Origin of the sequence: Thalassospira sp. CH_XMU1448-2 (assembly GCF_037027285.1) — a bacterium.
Lineage (GTDB): Bacteria > Pseudomonadota > Alphaproteobacteria > Rhodospirillales > Thalassospiraceae > Thalassospira > Thalassospira profundimaris_C.
Map to the genome: position 1 here is coordinate 127,931 of NZ_JAYMEA010000002.1, position 22,261 is coordinate 150,191.

At 53.5% G+C, this 22,261-nt stretch carries 26 protein-coding genes; 9 read left to right on the forward strand and 17 right to left on the reverse strand.

The features are described from left to right. Positions 1 to 2: 2 nt before the first annotated feature. The 6 genes from WA318_RS07915 to WA318_RS07940 all read right to left on the reverse strand — a co-directional run bounded on the left by WA318_RS07915 (position 3) and on the right by WA318_RS07940 (position 4,600). Positions 3 to 701 carry a thermostable hemolysin gene (locus WA318_RS07915; protein WP_336080511.1) on the reverse strand — a complete coding sequence of 233 codons (699 nt, stop codon included), beginning with the start codon at positions 699 to 701 and terminating at the stop codon, positions 3 to 5. Positions 702 to 806: 105 nt separating this feature from the next. Then, positions 807 to 2,135 (reverse strand): mechanosensitive ion channel family protein, encoded by a 1,329-nt coding sequence (locus WA318_RS07920; protein ID WP_336080512.1) that lies wholly within the window; start codon positions 2,133 to 2,135, stop codon positions 807 to 809. Positions 2,136 to 2,223: 88 nt separating this feature from the next. Continuing rightward, positions 2,224 to 2,475, reverse strand: coding sequence for a hypothetical protein (locus WA318_RS07925; RefSeq protein ID WP_114098755.1), 252 nt, complete (start codon positions 2,473 to 2,475; stop codon positions 2,224 to 2,226). Continuing rightward, a complete protein-coding gene (locus tag WA318_RS07930) occupies positions 2,475 to 2,888 on the reverse strand; it encodes a hypothetical protein (protein ID WP_336080513.1) in 414 nt (137 codons plus the stop codon). Before WA318_RS07930 ends, WA318_RS07925 begins: the two co-directional genes overlap by 1 nt. Positions 2,889 to 2,986: 98 nt before the next feature. Then, positions 2,987 to 3,913, reverse strand: a complete 927-nt coding sequence (locus WA318_RS07935) for a J domain-containing protein (protein ID WP_336080514.1) — start codon at positions 3,911 to 3,913, stop codon at positions 2,987 to 2,989. Between the two features lie 195 nt (positions 3,914 to 4,108). Continuing rightward, complete coding sequence (locus WA318_RS07940; protein WP_336080515.1) at positions 4,109 to 4,600, reverse strand: RT0821/Lpp0805 family surface protein; 492 nt, start codon at positions 4,598 to 4,600, stop codon at positions 4,109 to 4,111. Positions 4,601 to 4,734: 134 nt separating this feature from the next. Here WA318_RS07940 and pdxH point away from each other — a divergent pair, with 134 nt between their 5' ends. Continuing rightward, a complete protein-coding gene (gene pdxH / locus WA318_RS07945; RefSeq protein WP_336080516.1) occupies positions 4,735 to 5,355 on the forward strand; it encodes a pyridoxamine 5'-phosphate oxidase in 621 nt (206 codons plus the stop codon). A gap of 87 nt (positions 5,356 to 5,442) precedes the next feature. Here the strand turns inward: pdxH and WA318_RS07950 are convergent, their stop codons facing one another. Then, the gene (locus WA318_RS07950) at positions 5,443 to 5,751 is read right to left on the reverse strand and encodes an ArsR/SmtB family transcription factor (RefSeq protein ID WP_336080517.1); all 309 of its coding nucleotides are present in this window, start codon (positions 5,749 to 5,751) and stop codon (positions 5,443 to 5,445) included. Positions 5,752 to 6,134: 383 nt separating this feature from the next. Here WA318_RS07950 and WA318_RS07955 point away from each other — a divergent pair, with 383 nt between their 5' ends. Both WA318_RS07955 and WA318_RS07960 read left to right on the forward strand, forming a co-directional pair. After that, complete coding sequence (locus WA318_RS07955) at positions 6,135 to 6,935, forward strand: universal stress protein (protein WP_336080518.1); 801 nt, start codon at positions 6,135 to 6,137, stop codon at positions 6,933 to 6,935. A 206-nt stretch (positions 6,936 to 7,141) separates the two neighbouring features. After that, complete coding sequence (locus WA318_RS07960; RefSeq protein WP_114098750.1) at positions 7,142 to 7,327, forward strand: hypothetical protein; 186 nt, start codon at positions 7,142 to 7,144, stop codon at positions 7,325 to 7,327. A gap of 42 nt (positions 7,328 to 7,369) precedes the next feature. Here WA318_RS07960 and WA318_RS07965 read toward each other — a convergent pair whose 3' ends face one another. After that, complete coding sequence (locus WA318_RS07965) at positions 7,370 to 8,056, reverse strand: SOS response-associated peptidase (protein ID WP_336080519.1); 687 nt, start codon at positions 8,054 to 8,056, stop codon at positions 7,370 to 7,372. Positions 8,057 to 8,257: 201 nt separating this feature from the next. On the opposite strand from WA318_RS07965, the gene WA318_RS07970 reads away from it, so the two are divergent. Beyond that, positions 8,258 to 9,001 (forward strand): SDR family NAD(P)-dependent oxidoreductase, encoded by a 744-nt coding sequence (locus WA318_RS07970; protein ID WP_114098748.1) that lies wholly within the window; start codon positions 8,258 to 8,260, stop codon positions 8,999 to 9,001. A 51-nt stretch (positions 9,002 to 9,052) separates the two neighbouring features. Here WA318_RS07970 and WA318_RS07975 read toward each other — a convergent pair whose 3' ends face one another. From WA318_RS07975 to WA318_RS08005, 7 genes are all read right to left on the reverse strand, one after another. After that, a complete protein-coding gene (locus WA318_RS07975; protein ID WP_336080520.1) occupies positions 9,053 to 9,559 on the reverse strand; it encodes a GNAT family N-acetyltransferase in 507 nt (168 codons plus the stop codon). A gap of 72 nt (positions 9,560 to 9,631) precedes the next feature. Next, the gene (locus WA318_RS07980; RefSeq protein ID WP_114098746.1) at positions 9,632 to 10,171 is read right to left on the reverse strand and encodes a hypothetical protein; all 540 of its coding nucleotides are present in this window, start codon (positions 10,169 to 10,171) and stop codon (positions 9,632 to 9,634) included. Positions 10,172 to 10,409: 238 nt separating this feature from the next. Then, positions 10,410 to 11,627, reverse strand: a complete 1,218-nt coding sequence (hemA, locus tag WA318_RS07985; protein ID WP_336080521.1) for a 5-aminolevulinate synthase — start codon at positions 11,625 to 11,627, stop codon at positions 10,410 to 10,412. 526 nt (positions 11,628 to 12,153) lie between these two features. Further along, complete coding sequence (locus tag WA318_RS07990) at positions 12,154 to 13,545, reverse strand: aspartate aminotransferase family protein (protein ID WP_336080522.1); 1,392 nt, start codon at positions 13,543 to 13,545, stop codon at positions 12,154 to 12,156. Positions 13,546 to 13,743: 198 nt separating this feature from the next. Beyond that, positions 13,744 to 14,586: a universal stress protein gene (locus tag WA318_RS07995; RefSeq protein ID WP_114098743.1), complete on the reverse strand. Its 843-nt coding sequence runs from the start codon at positions 14,584 to 14,586 to the stop codon at positions 13,744 to 13,746. Between the two features lie 150 nt (positions 14,587 to 14,736). Continuing rightward, complete coding sequence (locus WA318_RS08000; RefSeq protein ID WP_336080523.1) at positions 14,737 to 15,312, reverse strand: hypothetical protein; 576 nt, start codon at positions 15,310 to 15,312, stop codon at positions 14,737 to 14,739. A 183-nt stretch (positions 15,313 to 15,495) separates the two neighbouring features. Beyond that, positions 15,496 to 16,368, reverse strand: coding sequence for a LysR family transcriptional regulator (locus WA318_RS08005; RefSeq protein ID WP_336080524.1), 873 nt, complete (start codon positions 16,366 to 16,368; stop codon positions 15,496 to 15,498). A 119-nt stretch (positions 16,369 to 16,487) separates the two neighbouring features. On the opposite strand from WA318_RS08005, the gene WA318_RS08010 reads away from it, so the two are divergent. After that, entirely contained in the window at positions 16,488 to 16,859 is a 372-nt protein-coding gene (locus WA318_RS08010; RefSeq protein ID WP_336080525.1) for a VOC family protein, read from the forward strand. A gap of 37 nt (positions 16,860 to 16,896) precedes the next feature. Further along, on the forward strand, positions 16,897 to 17,601 hold the full coding sequence (locus tag WA318_RS08015) for a glutathione S-transferase family protein (RefSeq protein WP_336080526.1): 705 nt from the start codon (positions 16,897 to 16,899) through the stop codon (positions 17,599 to 17,601). A gap of 94 nt (positions 17,602 to 17,695) precedes the next feature. Here the strand turns inward: WA318_RS08015 and WA318_RS08020 are convergent, their stop codons facing one another. Then, a complete protein-coding gene (locus WA318_RS08020; RefSeq protein ID WP_114098739.1) occupies positions 17,696 to 18,385 on the reverse strand; it encodes an orotate phosphoribosyltransferase in 690 nt (229 codons plus the stop codon). 278 nt (positions 18,386 to 18,663) lie between these two features. On the opposite strand from WA318_RS08020, the gene WA318_RS08025 reads away from it, so the two are divergent. From WA318_RS08025 to WA318_RS08035, 3 genes are all read left to right on the forward strand, one after another. Next, positions 18,664 to 18,936: a helix-turn-helix domain-containing protein gene (locus WA318_RS08025; RefSeq protein ID WP_114098737.1), complete on the forward strand. Its 273-nt coding sequence runs from the start codon at positions 18,664 to 18,666 to the stop codon at positions 18,934 to 18,936. A 124-nt stretch (positions 18,937 to 19,060) separates the two neighbouring features. Continuing rightward, positions 19,061 to 20,818: a SulP family inorganic anion transporter gene (locus WA318_RS08030; protein WP_336080527.1), complete on the forward strand. Its 1,758-nt coding sequence runs from the start codon at positions 19,061 to 19,063 to the stop codon at positions 20,816 to 20,818. Positions 20,819 to 20,934: 116 nt separating this feature from the next. Continuing rightward, positions 20,935 to 21,720, forward strand: a complete 786-nt coding sequence (locus tag WA318_RS08035; protein ID WP_336080528.1) for an enoyl-CoA hydratase/isomerase family protein — start codon at positions 20,935 to 20,937, stop codon at positions 21,718 to 21,720. Positions 21,721 to 21,728: 8 nt separating this feature from the next. Here the strand turns inward: WA318_RS08035 and WA318_RS08040 are convergent, their stop codons facing one another. Continuing rightward, on the reverse strand, positions 21,729 to 22,238 hold the full coding sequence (locus WA318_RS08040; RefSeq protein WP_336080529.1) for a DinB family protein: 510 nt from the start codon (positions 22,236 to 22,238) through the stop codon (positions 21,729 to 21,731). Positions 22,239 to 22,261 lie beyond the last annotated feature (23 nt).

Genomic DNA, 22,261 nt, shown 5'->3' on the forward strand with positions numbered 1-22,261 from the left:
GATCAAATCTCGCCATTATGCTGGAAGTGGGGATAAAGACGCGGGCGCATATGCAGATATTCAGCGCCATAAAGCGATTGCAGCTGACGGTAGCCATAAGCGACCGATCCGGACAGAACATGCGGGCAGCGCTCGTAATAGCGGCCCCAATCGGTGTCCTTTTCGGCCAGATGCGATGGATCGGCCATGGCGTGACGCACCGGGTTCAAACCCATCTTGCGCAGACGCTTTTCGATATTGTCGGTACCGGTGACGACTGCCTGCTTATAGGCTTTGTGATACAGATAGGCCGAAAGTGCGGTGAACAGGAACGACGTTCCGCCACCACCGGACGAAGCCAGATTGCCGATTTCGACAATCTGATGGCGAGAAATGCCAAGGATGTTGTCAATCGGGCAGGGCAGATATTGTTCAAGGAAAAGTGGTCCGTGACTGGCAGAGCGAAAGCCAAGGGCTGCGACAATCTTGCCGCTCTCATCACGCACACTCATCAGCGTGTCATATTGCACCCGGATCGACGCGTCATAGGCGTTGGCATAGGTCGCGGCGATGAAATCCTCCACCTCGGCCCGTTCGGTCGCAAGGCTGGTCAGAATGGAGATCGCACAGGCGCGCATTTGCACGCGAGCCAGAAAACCATTCTTCTGCAGGCTTAATCGTGCCGCAGGATTTCCATTCTCATTGTAATTCAACAGAAGCATTTCGGGCGCCTTTGACTGCGTTAAGGTCGCAGTTTGGCGCGCCTACCTGACAGCAACCTGAATATGTGATCCAGATCACAAAAAGGTTTGATGCTGTTTGTCTGCCTAGTTTGTTGGCAAGGTCATCTCGACGCGAATGGGCGCATCGCCGCTACGCAGGTGCAGGTCGCGTTGCGGGAACGGAATTTCAATATTGTGTTCCTTGAAGGCATCCCAGACATTGAGCAGAATTTCGCTGATGATATTGCCGCGCCCGTTCTGCGGATCATCAATCCAGAAACGGATTTCAAGATCAACAGAGTTGTCCCCAAATCCGCGCAGCAATGTATTTGGGCCGGGATTTTCCAGAACCCTTTGGCATTTTGCTGCCGCTTCGTTGCAAAGCTTGATCGCAAAATGCGGATCACAGCTATAGGCAATGCCGACCGGAATTTTCAGGCGCAGTTTGACGTCCGAATGGCTCCAGTTTTCGACCTGCGTGGTAATAAGGTCTTCGTTCGGGATCAGGAATTCGGTGCCGTCACGGGTGCGAACGGCGGTATATCGCGCCCCTAGAGACTGGATCCAGCCAAATGTCTCGCCGATGGCAATGACGTCACCGGGTTTGATCGACCGATCCAGAAGCAGAATGACTCCGCTGATCAGGTTGGCGACGATCCGTTGCAAGCCAAGGCCGATACCAACGCCAACCGCGCCACCAAATACCGCAAGGGCCGTCAGATCAACGCCAATCGTCGATAGCGCAAACAGAACAGCAACTGACAGCAGGACAAGTTTCAAAAGCTTTGCCATCAGGACCTGAACCGACGGGGTCAGGCGGTGGACCTTTTGAATGCGTTGTTCAAACAGGCGGGAAGCAAAGGATGCAACCCACAACAAAACCGCAAGTGATAATACGGCTTTGAGAATGCCATAGACCGACACCCGGAAATCGCCGACCTGCATGGCAAGGCTGTCAAGGATCTCGATGGTTGGTTCAAGCCAGCCAACAATATTAAGGGCGGCAAGCCCCCAGGCCACGGTTGCAATCGTACGTGACCATACCGGGTCGTTGACGATGGCTGCTGCCAGCCGAATGACGATCCATGCATTCAAAAGGCTTGCAACCAGTCGAATGACATTGTGGCGATACCCCGCCTGAACAGCGACGGCATCAAGCAGCCAGACAAGGATGACAAGAAGAAGCGGGAAGGCCAAACCGGGTAGGACCGTGGCAAAGCGACGGAACCCGGCATATTGCAAAAGCGGCTTCCAGTTTTGCAGACGCGACAGCAATGTTTCAAGTCTGCCGCGCAACAGGAACGCGGGAATAGCAACAACCACACAGACCAGAATTTGTATCAGGATCGGGATCAGCAACACATTGGCCGAAAGCCAGTCTATCGCCTGTTCAACCCACAGAACGTACTGATCCGGATTGGTAAATTGTTCCATTATCCCCTGATGGTCTGTTTTGCCCTTCACACCATATGGGAACAAGAACCGGTTTTTTCAGGTGCCATAAAGTCAGATAGGACTGACTTTATTTGATCTGGTGGCGTCTCTGGCGGGCTTCGTCTTCCCAGCTTTCAGTGAGAATGGCTGCGCCAAAGCCCAATCCGCCGAAAATAACCAGGCTCAGGATCAGGGCCGGAAACAGGCTGTCAGGTGGCAGGAAATTCGGAGAGCCCCCGGGCAGCAACAACCAGACGATTGCAGCACTTCCCCAAAGAAGGCCGATGGCTCCAATCCCTATTGCGGTAAAAGCCAGTCGCAAGGGCGATACGAATTTCATCACTGGGCCTTCCGGCGTTCGACTGTGCCGTCATAGTGAAGGGCAACAGTTTCAAGGGTTGCTTTGTCTTGAGCAAGGGCGACAACATCAAGCGGTTTGCGCCGAAGAAGGGTTACGATATCACCAGAGGCCACATCACCAATCACGTGATAGCCCGCAACGCTTGCAATCTTGCAGTCACGCATTGGTTCGGGAAGCGACATCATCGCCTGTTGCTCGGAAAGGGTAAGCTCGTTGACAGGGGAAAGTTCAATGTCAAACCCTTCTGCCATAAGGCTTTCTTTCCAGCCGTCGACATTCTTGCAGTTGGCCGAATAGGATAGTTCAATTGTCGGGCGTGCAGTGCCGACAAATGCAGTCAGCCCCAAAAGGGCAATGCCAGCGAGAATGGGAACAAATGAAATCGGGCGCATGGTTTTTCCCTTTGTGCGGTGAAATACTCCAAAGGGAAAATACGTGTTTGCGCCCGACCGAGTCTTGAGTCCTGTCAAGCCACGGGCAGGGCCGTGGCCTAGCGCGTTTTGTAGGGATGTTTTTCAGACCATTCCTTGATGAAGTCGATCAGTTCATCATCGCGTTCATCAGGAAGCTTGACCGTCAGGTGAACATACTGGTCACCACGTTTGGTGCCGCGATCATAGGGGGCACCCTTACCGCGCAGGCGCAATTTGGTGCCGCTATTGGCATTGGCCGGGATCTTCATATTCACCTTGCCATCGACGATCGGTACTTCGATCGACCCGCCAAGAAGGGCCTCGGGCAGGCTGATCGCAAGATCGCAATGGATATCATTGCCTTCGCGACGGAATGTCTTGTCGGGATGAACATGAAGCTTGATCAGTGCATCGCCAGCCTCGCCGCCATTCATGCCCGCCATGCCCTGCCCCTTCAGGCGAAGGGTCTGTTCATTTTCGCTTCCGGGCGGGATACGGACTTCAAGGCTTTTGCCGCTGGCAAGATTGATACGTTTGGTCGCGCCAAGGATCGCCTCACTGAAATCAAGGCTCAGCTCATAGGAGATATTCGGGCCTTTGACTTTTTGCGGTTTGCGTTCACCGCCAAAACCGCCAAAGCCACCACCGGACCGGCCACGCCCCTTGCCGAAAATCTCGTCAAAGATGTCTTCGGCATTCGCCCCCGAGAATCCAAAGGGATCACCATTGCCGCCACCAAACCCGCCCGCGCGTCCGCCACCACGCGCAAAGGGGCTGGTTTCACGGCCGTCGGCATCGATTTCGCCATTGTCGAATTTCTTGCGGCGTTCGGCATCACCAAGCAGGTGATAGGCGCTTGAAACCTTCTTGAAGCGTTCCTCGATTTTCGCGTCGCCGGGATTTACGTCGGGATGGAGTTCACGCGCCAGTTTACGATAGGCTTTCTTGATTTCTTCCTGACTGGCACCCTTGGAAACACCAAGTATCTTATAGGGATCCTGCATGTACTGACCGGTTGTAAAAACTAAAAGCACGTAGGTTCATTATTAGAGCATGATCGGTCAAATATGAACCTTAATTGCGATCAGCAAGGTGGGAGAACGACCATCTTGTCTGGTTGCGATAATGAAAAGGCGGTGACAACCACATGGATTGCACCGCCCTTGATAGTTTTCACAGCCTGTGTTGGCTGTTATCGATCAATTAACGACCTGCCAACTGCCATCAGGCTTGCGGCACGCAGTACCATAGGCGGTTTCTTCCTGACCACCGATCATGACGGTCTGCTGGTACTCGCGGCAATATTCCTGGGTCTTGGGTTCCTGATAGGTGCGGGTCGGTGTAACCGTACCCTGAACACCGGTATCCGGGTTCTGCCAGGTGGATGTCTGACCTGTCGGGGTCGCTTCAAGCGTGCGCTGGGTGCTTTGCGCCATGATTGCACGGTCTGCATTGTCCAGAGAACGTCCGACTTCGCTACCGATAAAGGCACCGGCGAGCGTGCCAAGCGCAACGCCAACGAGCTGGCCGCTGCCTTTGCCAAATTGTGCGCCAGCAACCGCACCACCAACCGCACCAAGCAAGGTGCCAGCGGTTTGTTTCTGACCCTGATCCTGGGCGCAGCCAGCGATGAAGGCGGTCATGATGACCGGAATTACGATATGACGGAATTTCATGTTTGTTTTGCCCATCTTGTCTTTACAGTCCCAACCGATATTCTTTGCGTATATATATGAGAAGCAAACGACGTGTCTGCCACCAATGTTCCAAATTAGTTGAACCGCACGGCGACTAATTTCAATCAGCCAAAGGAAATCTTTTCCCAATGGACGAAAAAAATACGCCAAAATTTGGGCACGAACCCCACGACGCCCCTTACGAAGTGTTCCAGAAATGGTTTGATGAAGCCAAAGCTGCCGAAAAGGCCTATCCGGACGCAATGACACTGGCGACTGCCGATGCGCAAGGTCGCCCGTCGGCCAGGATTGTTCTTCTTAAGGAATTTGATCCGCGGGGCTTCGTTTTCTATACCAACTATGAAAGCCGCAAGGGGGAGCAGCTTGGCGAGAATGGCTATGCCGCCCTTTGCTTCCACTGGAAAACGCTGGAAAAATGCGTTCGTATCGAAGGCAAGGTATCAAAGGTCGACGCCGCTGAGTCAGATGAATATTTCGCAACGCGCCCGCGTGGCAGTCAGCTTGGCGCATGGGCTTCAATCCAGTCCCGCCCGATGAGTGGCCGGTTTGATCTGGAAAAACGTGTTGCCGAATTCACCGCAAAGTTTGGTCTTGGCAAAGTGCCACGGCCAGATCACTGGGGCGGGTTCCGTTTAGTACCTGATCGTATCGAATTCTGGTCCGAGGGCAAATTCCGCCTGCATGACCGAAAACTCTATACCCGCGATTCTGATGACGCCGGGTGGAACATCGATAAATTGTTCCCGTGAGTTCGAAACGGTCGGTAGTTGAAAAACAAAACGCACAAGGTCGGGGGACTTTGTGCGTTTTTGTTTTTGTCAGAGGGGAAACAGCCTTTAAGCGTTTTCTTCCGGCGGGCAGAAGGTTTCCTGCAAGACGGCAATGATCTTCATGATGTCGGGATTGGCAAGGGAGTAATAGATTGTCTGAGCATCACGGCGTGTTTTGACCAGTCCTTCGCGGCGCAACCGTGCCAGATGCTGGGACAGGGCAGACTGTTTGATGCCCAGCTCGTTTTCCAGCGTGCCGACAGACTTTTCCAGATCCCCGAGCGAACACAGGATCATCAGGCGCCACTCATTGCCCAAGGTTTTGAGAAATTCCGCTGCTTCGCGGGCATTCTCATGGAGTGCTTCATAATCCATTCGGCAGACGACCCATTCTAAGTTCAATGTTTCACTTCGCCCATTGTCATAAATTTGCGGTTTTTTGAAGGGCGAAAATTTTGGTTTGATATTGAAACCGCCATCGTAATCACAACCATAGATGATACAATCATTTTGTGTGTTAGGCTTCACTAAATCTGATCAAATGTACGGTATTTGAATGAATGTTCATGATGTTTGCCGGGATTTGATCTTGAACAAAGAAAATGGCACTGAAAAATTGCAGACTTAACACTGGCTTGAAATGAACCCGACCCGGTTTCCGGGCTGCGCGGTTATCAAACGGATTGGCGGGAGTGTGAGAAATGGCAATACGAACAATTCTGGCTCCAGTGGCTGGGACGGCCATTGATGAAAGAGTAATGGAAACGGCTTTTCGGATGGCCAAACGGTTTGACGCCCACCTTGAAGCGTTGTTCGTCGCAGCCGAACCGCAGGACGCAATTCCGATTGTTGGCGAAGGCATGTCCGGACTGATCATCGAAGAAATGATCCGTGCGGCCGAAAACGAAACCGAAAAGCGCGAAATCAGTGGCAAGGCATCCTTTGAGGCCGCTGTGAAAGCCTCGGGGGTTGAAGCGACCGACGTGCCGTCCAGCGATGCCAAACCGACCTGTGCATGGCGCAAGGATAGCGGTCGCGAGGATGAAACTGTTGCCCGTCGAGGTCGGCTGTTTGATCTTGTCGTGATCGGACGCGATCCCAAGGAAGCGTCTGCATCCCTGACCTTTGATGCCGCACTTATGGAAACGGGCCGCCCGATCCTTGTTGCGCCGGAAAAGTCGCCTGCGACGGTTGGCGAGAAGGTCATGATTGCCTGGAATGGCGGTGTAGAGGCCGCACGTGCCGTCACCTCGGCGATGCCGCTTCTGCGCAGTGCCAAGGAAGTCACGATTGTCAGCATCGGGGATGTGCCCTATGGCCGGGCTTGTGGCAAGGCACTGGCCGAACAGTTCCGCTGGCACGGAGTCGAAGCCGTGGTTGTCGATAACACTGAAACGTCGAACGTTGCTAATGCCTTGATTTCCGAGGCGGAAAAATGCGGGGCAGATACCATTGTTCTTGGTGCCTACAGCCATTCGCGTTTCAAGGAGATGATCCTTGGCGGTGTTACGCAGGATATGCTGGGAAGATGCACATTGCCCCTTTGGATAATGCACTGACGTTTTGGTGATGATAACTGCCTGAAATCACGAATTTAAATTATCGGTTTGCACAGGCAAACAGGGAAAGGCGCATGAAAATGCGCCTTTTTTTGTTGCACTCGCGAACAATTCACGACAGGGTTACGGAAATCTTACAAAGACGGAACCCCGATAAACGAGGCGTTTCGCACCGAGGAAAAGAAACGTCTGGCAGGGGAACTCCCATGTTGTCATTGCGCGATATCATTGATTTCGCAGCCATGTCCGAGGATCTGGCGCAAGAGCTCAATAACCCCAAAATCGGGCTTCCTGATCTTGGCGCGGTCGTTGCCGGGAACACGGGATATGGCAGCACTGTTCGTGGATGCGGTGCAACACCCTGTGCCGCCAACGATGTCGATCTGGACTAAAACCTTTCGTCGACCGGATCGCTCGAACTGATTCAGTCCATCCTATTTTGAAAACAGATCAATCTGGTTCTGATCCTGATCGGCATTGTCGGGACGCGCTGTTTCTTCGTGCCAGGACAAGACATGATCTGGCAACGGGGCCAGCATGTGGTGCAGGTCGCGAAATGCAATCGCCGGATCAAGCCAATGGGCAAGGTGGCTGGGGCCAATAACCGCAGGCATGCGGTTATGAATATGCGCAATTGATGCAGACGGGGCGCAGGTGATGATGGTGGCCTCATGCCCGTTTTCCAGCCCGGCAAACAAAAACGGCTGATGATCGGGCAGGGTGATCCGGTTCTTGTGTTTTGATGAGCCGTCCTTGCGCCATTCATACCAGCCGGTTGCCGGAATCAGGCACCGCCGTTCCAGAAGAGGGCGGAAAGTCGGTTTTTCGGCAAGTGTCTCAGATCGGGCATTGATCATCGGCGCCTTCAGACCGGGTACACTTAACCCCCATGACCGAATGGCTATCGTGCGATCTGGCAGGATAACCGCAATCGGGTCGGTTGGTCGTCTTGTGCCGGTCAGGCTGTCGAACGCGGTTTCAAGATCGTCTGATGCGTTGTCCTGCTCATAGAGTGCGTTATTATTCTCGTCCATTGCCATGCGACGGATATTTTCCATATCCAGCGCAAGCTGAACCTGAAATGCCCGGATATCACTGTTGAGATCAAATCGGCTGCACATTTGAGTCCCTTGTTCGCATTATCCCCGGATCATAGCGATTTTCACCAGACATGCCAAACAGGCATGGTTTCGGTTTGCAATTGATGCAGCCAAAAAAATGACGGATTTCGGGCTTTTTCTTCAAGGGTTTGGCAACGGAATGCTATAAGAGGGCAATCAAAAGCATGGATGCATGCCCAAGCTTGGAAGTGAGCAGGATAAATGACCACTAGCGCCCCGAAAACTGTCGTTCTGACTGGTGCCAGCCGTGGCATCGGCCATGTCACTGTTGGATATTTTGCCAAACGTGGCTGGCGGGTGATTTGTTGTTCACGCGAAGCGCCGCCGCCCAGCTGTCCGCGTGATCCGGCACAGGGTATTCATATCCGTGCCGATCTTTCCAAACCCGAAGATGTCGAAACTTTTATTGCGCAGGCCAATGAAGTGCTTGGTGACGATCCGCTGCATGCACTGGTCAATAATGCCGGCGTGTCACCCAAAACGCCCTACAAGGAACGGCTGGGCTGTTTGAATGGAGATATTGCAGCCTGGCGAGATGTGTTTGAGCTGAACTTCTTTACCCCGCTGACCCTGTCGCGTGGATTTGCCGCAGCACTTCATCGCGGCAAAGGGGCGATTTGCAACATCACATCGATCGCAGGCCATTATGTGCATCCGTTTGCCGGCTCTGCCTATTCAACATCAAAGGCGGCACTTTCCGGGCTGACGCGCGAAATGGCTGTAGAATTTGCCGAGCTTGGGGTGCGCGTCAACGCGGTGGCACCGGGCGAGATCAAGACCGATATGATTTCCCCGGAATATGAGGCACTGGTGCCACGTATCCCGATGAACCGCATGGGCACGCCCGAAGATGTGGCGGCAGCGGTTCATTATCTGGTCGGCGATGACAGCAGCTATGTCACCGGGACCGAGATTTTTGTGACTGGCGGGCAGCATCTTTACTGATGATGTCACCGATATCCGGCCAAATGCGAAAGGCAGCCCGGTGTGGCTGCCTTATGTTTTGGGTGCAATTGCAAATGCCGGGTCGTACTCCACCATCCCTTGGGGGATCTCATCGACCAGTGGTCGCGCCATGAAATATTCGTCGGGCACGCCATCAAGTTTCAGATCGGGCAGGGTGGCAAAGCCGAACCGGCTGTAGTAGTTCGGCTCTCCAAGGACCACACAGCCACGCGCGTCATTGGCGCGCAGATGGCGAATGCCACTTTGGATCAGTTCCGATCCGATGCCCATACCCTGACGATCCGGGGTGACGGCAACCGGGCCAAGCCCGTACCAGTCGGATTTCTTGCCATTGATCAGGACAGGTGAAAAGGCAATGCAACCGACAAGCTCATTGTCTTCTTCGGCAATTAGCGAAAGCGTCAATTTACCGCTTTGTCTGAGAGCATCCACAATCAGATGTTCGGTTTGCTGGCTGTGAGGGGCCGTTTCAAATGCACTGGCCAACAGCGCATTAATTGCCGCGAAGTCGTCTTCGGTTTCTTCACGTATCAACATTTTCCGTCCCTGCCTGTGACGTTAGACCTGCTTCCTGCTAGCCTTCAATCACGACTATAACGGGAAAATGCGTCAGGCCAACAGGCTTTTGAGCCAGTCGCGCTTTTGTTCGAGACGTTTTACTTCCATTTCGAGCCATCCGGCAAAGTTTCCGGCTTCGCTGGCATGTTCTTCGCGCAGGGCAAGAACACGGTCCAGATCAAGCTCGCAGACATCATGGAGGATCTCGACCTGTTCGGCGCGAATGTCATCATCAAGCAGATGCAGGAACCGCATTTTAAGCGCCATGATCAGACGCGAAAGTTCACCCGACGTGTCACGCAGGTTACCTTGCATCAGTTCGATGAATTTCTCATGGCCAGCCGGTGTCAGGCTCAGTTGTGCATCGGAAAAGGATCCGTTGGATGTGTCTTCCTTGACCAGACCTTCAAGTTTCAGAAGCTGAAGGGAGCTTCCCATCATATCAAGCGATGGTCCCATGATGTGGGACATGAAATGGCGCACCGAATTGGCCAGATCAGCATAGCTGATCGGTTTGTCGGAAAGGGCAAGGGTGCCAAGCGCACAAAGTCGCAGACATTCTTTGGGAAGCAAGGTTCTATCCGAATACATGATGCGGTCCCTGATTGATCACAGGTCCGACGTTAACGCGAACGGTTCTTAATTGCAAGTTCGATCTTGCCAGTTATGGCCGGGTGATCGGTTTGCGGACCCTCAATATAGAGCGCCCCGTCGCGAAAGCAAATGTCAGACGTCAATGATCTGACTTACGGTGTCGCAATTCACCCGGATCACGAAAAAAGGCCGGGGCATATGCCACCGGCCTTTGATCTGTCATTTGCTTTTGGCGTCAGGCTGCCTTGGAAATTCCCAGCTGTCCCCAAACGGTCAGAAGCGAGTCGATCAGGTGATCAATCAGCGCGTCGTCATGAAGCGGGCCGGGGGTAAAGCGCAGACGTTCCGTGCCACGCGGCACCGTCGGATAGTTGATCGGCTGAACATAGATATCATGTTCGAACAGAAGCCGGTCACTTGCTTCCTTGCACATGGCGGCATCGCCAACCATCAAGGGCACGATATGGCTTGGCGCATCCATTACCGGAAGACCCGCAGCCCGCATGCGTTCACGCAGGGTTTCTGCGCGTTCCTTCTGGGCAAGGCGTTCTTCGTTGCTTTTCTTGAGATGACGGACGGATGCCAATGCACCAGCTGCAATGCTTGGCGGGTGGGAACTGGTAAAGATGAAGCCGTTGCCAAAGCTGCGAACGAAATCGACGATTTCCGGCTTGGCCGCGATATAACCACCAATCACACCGAACGCCTTGGCAAGGGTGCCCTGAATGATGTCAACGCGGTCCATGACACCGTCACGTTCGGCAACACCGCCGCCGTGCGGACCATACATACCGACCGCATGGACTTCGTCCAGATATGAAATCGCATTGTATTTTTCGCAAAGATCGAGGATCTGACCGATCGGGGCGATATCGCCATCCATCGAATAAACGGATTCAAAAGCGACAATCTTGGCGCGCTCGGGCCCGATATCCTTAAGGATCGCTTCAAGATTTTCGACGTCATTATGTTCCCAGATACGGCGTTCGGCCTTGGAATGACGCATGCCTTCGATCATGGAATTATGGTTCTGCGAGTCCGAGATAATCACACAATCAGGAAGTTTGGAGCCAAGGGTCGAAAGCGTCGTCCAGTTTGCGACATAGCCCGACGTCATCAAAAGGGCGGCCTCCTTGCCATGCAGATCGGCGAGCTCTTGCTCAAGCGCGACATGCAGATGGTTGGAACCGGAAATATTGCGCGTACCGCCTGCGCCACCACCCTGGCCGGTAATGGCATTCTGCATCGCTTCAATTACTTTCGGATGCTGTCCCATGCCAAGATAGTCATTAGAACACCAAACAGTAATTTCACGCGGGGCTTCGCCGTTGCCGGGATGATACATGGCCTTCGGGAATTTGCCGACAATACGTTCAAGGTTGGCGAACACGCGATAACGGCCTTCTGCTTTCAGGCCGGACAATGCGTCTTTGAAGAAGTTGTTATAATTCATCTTTGGTTCTTTCGCCTGTCTCTGTGTGACCAGACTGGTTGGTCACAAAGCTCTGTCAGCGCCCGGATCAGGAACCTGATCAGAACATATCTGTCTGTTTTGACCGGGGCTTGATTATTCCCTTATCGGACATGGCGACCGATCCGGCATTGACCCTTGTCAAAAATTAAAGCGATTCCAGTTTAGTTTGGAACCGTTCGAACAGAGAAGGTGTTCCGTCTCTCGTTTGTCGATCTTTTCCCAAGAGGCGCGCCATCGCGGGATATGCGGGCTCACCCCATCTCAATACAGTTTTCAATTTGGGCCTATTGGCTTCATTTGGCAAGGATTTGAACGCCTTTGCCGTCACAATTATATTGATTTTAGTTATAGGAAAAATCAATTGACTGTTGGTTGTCGGTGCCGTGTTTTCTATTTTTTCGGCGCTCTTCATTGCAAATGACGTAAAATGGAAAATCCCGTGCAACCGGTTTGATTGCACGGGATGTAAGCGTCAAGTGTGACTCACACCGGAAAAAGTGATTGCCTACCGGGTTGCATGCCAAGCCGCCAGACCGGCTTCGACCTTATCAAACATGTCATTGATCTGGTCTTCGGTAATGATCAGCGGCGGGCAGAAGGCGACCGTGTCACCCAATGCACGCAGGATCACGCCCTGTTCAAGGCAGGCCTCGGCAACGGCCTTGCCCGCAGCGCCATAAGGCTCGAACGGGGTTTTTGCGCATTTGTCTGCAACCAGTTCAAACGCCCCGATCAGGCCACGACCACGGGTTTCGCCAACATGATCAAACTTGTTCAGGTCTTTCAGGCGTTTCTGGAACGGCGACATGACATTGCGGACATGCTCGATAATGCCGTCTTCTTCATAGATTTTAAGAGTCTCAAGGGCAACTGCTGCCGCAACCGGATGGCCGGAATAGGTAAAGCCATGGCCAAAGGTGCCAACCTCGTTGGAGCCCTTTTTGACCGCCTGATAAATCGTGTCATTGATGAACAGGGCTGAAATCGGCTGATAAGCCGATGACAGCTGTTTGGCGACCGTGATCATGTCCGGTTTGAGGTTAAAGGTCTCGGTCGCAAACATCCGCCCGGTACGGCCAAAGCCGCAAATCACTTCATCGGCAATGAACAGGATGTCATAGCGTTTGAGGACTTCCTGGATTTTCTCGAAATAGGTGCGTGGCGGAACAATCACGCCACCGGCCCCCATGATCGGTTCGGCAATAAAGGCACCGACGGTTTCGGGGCCTTCGGCCTGAATAAGGTCTTCAAGCTGTTCGGCAAGGCGGGTTGCGAAATCTTCTTCCTCTTCGCCCGGCTGCGCTTCGCGCCAGTAATGCGGGGTGTCGGTATGAAGGATACGATCAATCGGCAGATCAAACAGTTTGTGGTTGCCCGGAAGACCGGTCATTGACGCAGCTGCAACGGTGACACCGTGATAGCCTTTCTTGCGCGAAATGATCTTTTTCTTTTCAGGCTGACCGATGGCGTTGTGATAGTACCAAACCATCTTGACCGCAGAATCCGTTGCTTCCGAGCCACTATTGGCAAAGAAGACCTTCGACATCGGGACCGGAACCAGTTCAAGCAGCTTCTCTGCCAGATCAATCGCCGGGTTTGTGCTTTTGGACGCAAAGGTATGGTAATAGGGCAGGGTGCTGAGCTGCTTGGTCGCGGCGTCAACCAGACGCTTTTCGCTAAAGCCAAGGGACGCACACCACAGGCCGGCCATGCCTTCGATCAGGTTGCGACCACTGTCATCGGTCACATAGATACCATTCCCGCCCGTGATGATATGCGGGCCGGTTTTTTCGTGCGTGACCAGATTGGTATAGGGATGCAGATAGCTTGCGACATCGCGGCTGGCATCGGAATTGCCCGGGATGGTCGGATTGACGTTGGTGGCGTCGATGGTCATTTCGAACCTCTGTATTTTGATATGGGTCCCTGAAACCCGAAAGCAGTTTATTGCACTTTAAGCCTACCGTTTTGCGGCGCAACTCTTTCCTGTGCCGTGTCTGATCTTTGATCCGGAAATCGACTTTAAAAGCATAAAACCGGCCAGTTTCCTGACCGGTTTTACAGCTTTGCGATTGTGCAGACTGATCAAAAGGGATCAATGAGACATCAGAACGGGAACCGTCATGTGGCGCAGCAGATGCTGGGTGACACCACCCATCATCAATTCGCGCAGGCGCGGGCGGCCATAGGCACCACAAATGATCAGATCGATGCTTTCATCCGCCGCACGCGACAGCAACAGATCTCCAACGCTGATCCCGGTTGCATTCATGGTTTCACGGCGAACCTTGATGCCATGGCGTTCAAGGCGTGCGGTTACATTGGTGCCCGGCACCGGCATGGTATCGCGCGCACCCTTGTTCGGATCCGCACACAGCACCAGCGCAGATTTGGCATTCTCAAGGAACGGCATACCGTCATTTACCGCACGAACGGCCTCGCGATAAGGCTTCCATGCGACCATGACGCGTTCGCCAATGGCGTCAAAACGCCCGACATAGGGAACGACAAGCACCGGTGCGCCAGATGTCAGGATAACCTTGTCAGGCATTTCAGAGACCGAGCACGGATCGGAGCTTTCCGGGTCGCGCTGCCCCAGGACAGTCAAATCGTGGTGGCGGGCATACATGGCGGTGGTTTCGGCAATTTCGGATGCCGGGCAGGAAGTCTGCTGCCAACTGAACGAAATGCCTGCTGCCTCACAGGTGCTTTCGAACTCCTTGCGTGCAACGTTGCCGGTTTCCGCCATGGCTGCGCGCTGCTGGGAGATGATTTCCTCGGTGATCTGAACTTCCATGAAACGCGGAATTTCGGGGTATGGCAAAAGATACAGACCCGTCAGATGGGCGTTCTGTGCCTTTGCGATTTTCAATGCGACCGAAAGACGTTCCTTGCACGCTGGCGAGGTGTCGATGTGAACAAGAATATCCCGATACATAGGTTGATCTCCGTTGCATAAAAGACGTGGCGCAGACCGGAACGGTGCCAAACCCTACAGGTCTAAACGTCATGCCAAGCACGATATCGAAGTAACCGGAAGTTTTCTTTGTTCTATCTCAAAGTGCAGCTCATTGAGTTGAAAAGGTCTTCAGCCGTCCGAGCCCGAACTGCTCATGGGAATGATCTTTTCCATTGTCGGGGTGTCGCTATCGCCTGCAGGCGCACTCGTTGCCGGAGCCGGAGCCGGAGCCGGAGCCGGAGGCCTTGGCGGACTGTCATTTGCGGGCATCATCGATGGATCATTTGAAGGATCGGTCATCGGTATCTGCATGCTGTCCCCGGCCATCATCGACAGGGTTTTATGCAACTGTTGCGACAGGGGTGCCCAATTGGTCTGAAGTGTCGCGCAGGCCGCAGCATCGCCATCCTGAACGCAACGCTTTGCCATGCGGTCAAGGATGCCGAGGGCAATTCGCGCCTCGTCGATCTGTTTTTGCTGAATCTGGTCAAGTGCCTTGCGGTTGGCGTCTTCCATCATCACCAGATTGCTGTCGTTGCTGCTCGTTGCGGTACTGCGTGTTGATGATGGTGCGCCCCAGGGCGTGACCAGCGTCTGGGACTCATTGGCAACCGTGACCGGTTCCTTGGCGTCAAGCAAACAGCCAGACAAGGCAAAGCCCATTGCAATCATGGTCAGGCATTTGGCCGTCTTGTGCATCGACATGGGTTGCTCCTTTGACCGTCGGGTAATCTTGCCCTGATCGCGTCTGTGTATTGTCCCGGATATCTGCCATAGTTCGGTCTATGGCTTTGCTTTTACTTGGGAACATATTGAACGTGGTTGTTCACGCTGTCCAGTCTGCGAGGATGAACAATCCATCATTGCGATGTTCGGTGCGCCAAACACCTAAGTCTGTGCAAGATTCAGCCGAGGATCATTTTTCAAGGACTTGCTGATCCAGCGCATGGTTTCGCGGATGCGCGAAATATGGCGCAGATCAGGATGGGTCAAAACCCAAAGCCTGTTTGCAGGAACATCAGGCAGCTTTGCCAGCAATTGCAAACCGGGCCGGGCAAGATCAGCTGGCAAACAGGCAAGGCCACATCCCGCATGTGCAAGTCGCGCCATGGCAATCAGATCATCTGTTCGCTGTTTGTATGGTTTGCGAATATGTTGATCGAGCCACTTGAACGTCGCGTGACCCACAAGGTTTCCTGCACCACCGATGAACGTGTGATCGAACATCGTGTCTAGCCCGTCCGGTGTGTATTTTCCTGTTGCGCCGTATATGCCCCATTCAATTTTCCGGACTTCGGTGCCAACGAGATGGTCTGGCGGGTTTGCCGCAACGCGAATGGCGATATCTGCATATCGCTGTGTCATATTGAATTCCAGATTGCTGGCGAGCAATTCCACCTGAATTTCGGGCCAGCGTTGATGAAGTTTGGCGATGCAATCTGGCAAGAGAAAATATGAAAAACTGGTCGGGGCGGTTAATCGGACCAGCCCGCCAAGGTCAGTATCGGCACCGGCAACATGGGTGCTGATGGTATCGAAACTATTCATGATCTGACGGGCGGGAACGAGCATTTCATTTCCCGTGTCGGTCAAGTGATACTGACCGCGTATTCGATCAAACAACCGGCTTCCGGTTTGCTCCTCCAGGGCGTGGATATGGCGAAATACCGTGGTGGTGCTTACCCGGATTTTCTGTGCTGCCTGTTCGAGATTTCCCGTTTCGACAATGGCAAGGAATGACTTGATGTAGTTCCAATCCACCGAATGCCTCATTTCAAATTTGCAATCAAATACTACAAAACTGCCTATGTATTGCAAAATTGAAATTACCTACGGTGGTCGGCATACGGAATTCACCTTCATATGTCAGGAAAGAAAACATGATCGGATACACATCACTCGGCACCAATGATTTATCCCGTTCGGGCGCGTTCTATGACGCATTGCTTGCCGATTTTGGTGCGCAGCGCGTCTTTGAGCAGCCGGACTTTATCGTTTGGAGTGCTGGCGAAAACAGCCCGGCATTTTCGGTGCATGTTCCGTTTGACGGGAATGCGGCAACCGTTGGAAATGGCACGATGATCGCACTTTCAGCAGCGTCGCGTGATCAGGTCGATGCGCTTTACAAGAAGGCGGTCTTGCTTGGTGCGATGTCGGAAGGTGAGCCGGGGCAACGCCACGAAAACGGGTTTTACGCGGCCTACTTCCGCGATCTGGATGGTAACAAACTCAACATCCATCATATGGGCTAGGGCGATGACTGGTTGTGATGCTGCGGGAAATGAACTGATGACATCGTATCATTTGATCGGTCACCGGCTTTGCCCCTATGTCCAGCGTGTCGCGATGGTTCTGGCGCAAAATGGCATTGCCCACAAACGCACAGACATTCCCCTTGATGCCAAGCCGGACTGGTTTCTGGCACTAAGCCCGACCGGAAATGTTCCTGTTCTGGTGGTTGATGATGGGCGGACCTTGTTTGAGGCCGCCGCCATCTGCCAATACCTTGAGGCAATAACGGGGAAAAAACCGTGTGGGACAGATGCCTATGACCTTGCCTTGGCGCAGGCGGTGGTTGCGATTGGGGATAAGTTATTATCCCTCACCGCAGATCTGATTTATCGCGATCTGTCTGAAAACAGCGTCGATGCAACGATGCATCAGATCCACAAACAGATGTCGATTGTGTCCGGTCTTGTGCTGCCACAGGCCCTGGACTCGGGCAAAGAGCTTTCGATGCTCGATATCGTTTTTGCGACGGTTTTTCGGCCTTTTGCGCTGGTCGCGGTCGGGCTGAACCGGGATCTGTTTGCCGGTTTTCCCGGGTTGCGTGGCTGGGCAAGCGATTTGGCCAAGCACGAGACGGTCCGAAACGCAGTGCCCGCCACCTATTATCGGGAACTGCACGAATTCATCGCGTGCAAGGACGGATATCTGGCAAACCGTTTACGCATGATACCACAAGACAACATCGTGCTTGCGCCACCAAGCTGATGATGTGATTGCGTTGTGATGCGCAATAAAGGCAATAAAAAAACGCCCGCTTGGTTGAACCCGCGGGCGTTTTGTCTTTTGGGCTTGTTGCAGCTTAGTCGTGCTTGCCGCCATTGGCTTTGGACCAGCCAATCGGATCATTCAGGAACGAACGCACGCCTTCGATGGCTTCCTTGCTGAAATATTCACCTTCTTCGGCAACGGCCAGAACATCGGCCCAGGTTGCAAGGTAATGCATTTCGATGTCGTCCTTGCGCAGTTCGTCAAGCGCACCTTCGAAGATGTCATAGAAGAAGACGACAAAGGCGTGTTTGCACTCGGCACCGGCTTCGCGGATGGCATTGACGAAATTGACTTTCGATGCGCCGTCGGTGGCAAGGTCTTCGACCAGAAGAACGCGCTGTCCTTCGTGGATGTCACCTTCGATACGCGCCTTGCGGCCAAAGCCCTTGGGTTTTTTGCGGACATACTGCATTGGCAGGTCAAGCGCATCGGCAAGCCATGCGGAATAGGGGATACCAGCCGTTTCACCGCCAGCAACCGCATCAAAGGCCTCGTAGCCAGCCGCATCGGATACCTGACGGGCGGCGAGTTCAATGACCTTGCGACGTGCGCGCGGGAAGGAAATCAGTTTGCGGCAATCGATATAGACGGGGCTGGCCCAGCCGGATGTCAGGATATAGGCCTCTTCCGGGCGGAAGTTTACCGCACCAATATCAAGCAAAATCTTGGCGACGGTCTTCGCAGCATAGGTGCAATGCGCGGTCGGTTTTTCGTTGGTCATGGCGGATATACCCTTCTCGGATCGAATATTTGCCGACCTCTTAACGCTTTCTGTCCAAAAGCGCAAAGAAAAGCCGCTGACCGTTTGGTCAGGTTTGCTGGCTGTCCTGTGTTTGACAATCCGGGGCGGGTGTGGACGGCGGGATGAAAAGAACCATGTTTATAAAATATGGCAGTGTTGATGTTTAAAACATCACTTATTTACTTTGAAATATCATTTCTCAGGTGCTAGATTTGCCCCCTAAAGAATGATGGCCTGCCTTTGGGAAAGGGACCTTGATGATTTCAGCCGGACAGATGCGCGCGGCGCGGGCCCTTTTGGGGATTGATCAGAAAATGCTGGCGGAAATGTCAGGGGTCTCTGTTCCGACCATTCAGCGGATGGAAGCCAGTAACGGAAATGTTCGCGGAGTCGTCGATACCTTGTCCAAGGTGATCGAGGCCCTTGATCGTGCGGGGGTTGAATTGATCGGGGAGCAGGCCCCAAGTCTTGCTACTGGTCGGGGCGTGCGACTGAAAGAACCGGTCATCCGGTCATCGGGCGACGACTAGCTTCGGTTTCGGGATTTTATCCGGTGCAGAAGGCATGGTGAACATGTTCTGCCAAACGGGAAATGCGGGTGCCCGATAGGGCATTGGTTTTGTGCAATCAATATCCACAAGGTTGCAACGGGAAATGAAGACAGCAACATCTACAAACGAACGGCATCGCAAGCCGGGTTTTGTCGACCTGTTTACGCCGAAGCTTGTAACCGTTCTTCGCGAAGGCTATGGGCTTGCGCATTTGCGCGCCGATGCCATTGCTGGGCTGACCGTGGCAATCGTTGCGTTGCCCCTGTCGATGGCGATTGCAATTGCATCGGGGGCTACGCCCGCACAGGGTCTTTATACCGCGATCATCGGCGGTATTCTGGTATCCCTTCTGGGGGGCAGCCGGTTTCAGATCGGGGGGCCGGCAGGGGCCTTTATCGTGCTTGTCGCGGCAACGGTTCAGGAACACAGGATGGATGGCTTGCTTCTGGCCACGATCCTTGCCGGGATCATCCTTGTCCTGATCGGGTTGTTGCGTCTGGGGACCTATATCAAGTTCATTCCCTATCCGGTGACGGTCGGCTTTACGGCCGGGATTGCTGTCATCATCTTTGCCAGCCAGATCAAGGACCTTCTGGGACTGACCCTTGAAGGGAAAGAGCCCGGACCGCTTTTGGACAAGATCCCGGTTATCTGGAACGCCTTGCCGGGAACGGATGCGACAACGGTCATTCTTTCCGGATTGACCATTCTGATCATTGTCGGATTGAAACATGTTCGGCCCCATTGGCCCGGTATGCTGGTTGCGGTTGTTTGCGCGGCTGCGGCAACGGCACTCTTCAATCTGCCGGTCTCAACCATTGGTAGTGTCTTTGGTGGAATTCCCGACAGTTTGCCTGTGCCGTCGCTCCCGGAGATCAGCTTTGCCAAGATGCAGGCCGTTTTGCCCAATGCGATTGCATTTGCGCTTTTGGGGGCGATTGAATCCCTGTTGTCTGCGGTTGTCGCGGACGGCATGACGGGGCGCAGACACCGGTCAAATTGTGAACTGGTGGCACAGGGGGTCGCGAATGTTGCATCGGGATTGTTTGGCGGGATTTGTGTGACCGGCACGATTGCGCGTACGGCAACCAATGTGCGTTCCAAGGCGCATGGACCGGTGGCCGGTATCCTGCACGGGTTTTTCCTATTGGTGTTCATTCTGGTTGCGGCTCCGCTGGCAAGTTTCATTCCCTTGGCATGTCTTGCCGGTGTGTTGGCCGTTGTGGCCTGGAACATGATCGAAAAACACGCGATTTTTACATTGCTGCGGTCATCGCGCGGCGATGCGGCGGTTTTATTGACGACGTTGTTGCTCACCGTTTTTCGCGATCTGCTCGAAGCCATCATTGTCGGTTTTGCGCTTGGGTCGGTTTTGTTTATTCGCCGGATGTCTCGCATGGCAGATGTCGAAAGCCACACCCCGTTTGTTGCAGAAGATCTGGCAGACAGCACGCTGGTTGCGCCCAATAGCGATGCGGTGTCGGCTGGCGATCCCGATGTTGTTGTGTTTCGGATTTCGGGTGTCTTTTTCTTCGGGGCGACAGCCGCATTCGGCTCGGTACTTGATCGTATAGGCGATACACGTCGTGCTCTGGTTGTTGATTTCTCGGCTGTGCCATTTCTGGATTCAACGGCGGCAAATACATTGGCCGGACTTGTGCAAAAGGTGCGCGGGCGTGGCGGGCAGATCGTTTTTTGCGGAACAAAACACGACATCCGCCGCGATCTGTTCGTGCATGGCATGAAGCCGCCAGCAGTCCATTACGAGGCTGATATCGATGAGGCGGTGGCATGGCTGGACAAAAGGCTGAACAAATCACGGGAAACGGCATCTGTGACGACAGAAAGTCATGGTGTCTGATGTTCTAGTGACCGGAAACTGCTTGTCTTTTATTGGCAAGACCGCTGTTTCGGTTTATTCGGTATAGTTATGCCGAATTAAGCTGTGTCCACACAGCAAGCCCCAAAGGAAATGTCATGACCGACCAGACCGGATTGAATGTCGCCATTGCAGATGGCATTGCGACTGTCACCATTTGTCAGCCCGACCGCAAAAACGCCCTGACAAAGCCGATGTGGGGCACGCTTGCCAATATCGCACAGGAACTTTCCGGTGATCTGGATTTGCGCTGTGTCGTTATTCGCGGTGGTGAGGGGGCCGGTTTCGGTGCTGGCGCAGATATTCATGAATTCGTGCGTGAACGGGCCGGATTTGAAAAGGCCCGTGATTACGGGCTTTTGCATGCAGAAGCCCTGCAAGCGATCCAGAACTGCACCCATCCGGTGATTGCGGCCATTGATGGGCCTTGCATGGGGGCGTCTTTCGTTCTGGCATCGGCCTGTGATCTGCGCATTGCGGCGGATAATGCAAAATTTGCAGTTCCGCCAATGAAGCTTGGTGCGACGCTGGGTTATCCGGAGCTTGAGATCATGCTTGATCTTCTGGGCGAGGCAACCTTGTTTGAAATCCTGCTTGAAGGGCAGGTCTTTGATGCCGAGCGCGCGCGTGAGATCGGCTTTGTTGCCCGTCATGTGCCGATTGCCGACTTTGATACCGAGATCGACAAAACGGCGCACCGCATTGCCGGTGGTGCACCAATTACCCAGCGCCTGCACAAGAAAATGATCAACCGTCTCCGTCAGGGCGGTGCGATTGACGCGCGCGAATTCGACGAAGGTTATCGCGCCTTTGACAGTGCGGATTTCAAGGAAGGCTACACCGCCTTCCTTGAAAAGCGCAAAGCGGTCTTTACCGGGAAATAATCCCGACCTTACAGCGGCAAATCGGGGGTGAGCGGTACATCCGTGATGCCGTAATCAAGACCCATCTTGTGCAATTCACTGGTGATTTGCGATCTGTGATGGGTCTGATGGTTGAAAAGCTGCATCAGGAATAACTGGCGGGGAAGCTTTCTTGTGACCCCGTCCAGCCCCATCAATTCACGGTAATCATCTTGCCATGCATGATCTGTTGCATCGACAAAGGCACTGATTTCCTTGTCCATCGCAATACGTTGTTCCCTGAGATCTTCAAAGTCATCTGCAACGATGGTGCACGCATCATAGGTTCCGGCCTGACCGGTTTTCAGAATGCCCAAAATGCGCAGATCAATATAAAGAAGATGGTTCAGCGTGTTGTGGATTGAGCCAAAAAACATGTTCCTGTCACGGCGGCGTTCTTCGTCGCCAATTTGCGCACAAAGATCAAACAGCACCCCATTCTGCCAGCTGTTATAGGTCGCCATGCAACGACCGTAATCATTGAAATTCATCTTTGCCATGATCGGTGGTTCTCCTGTTCAAT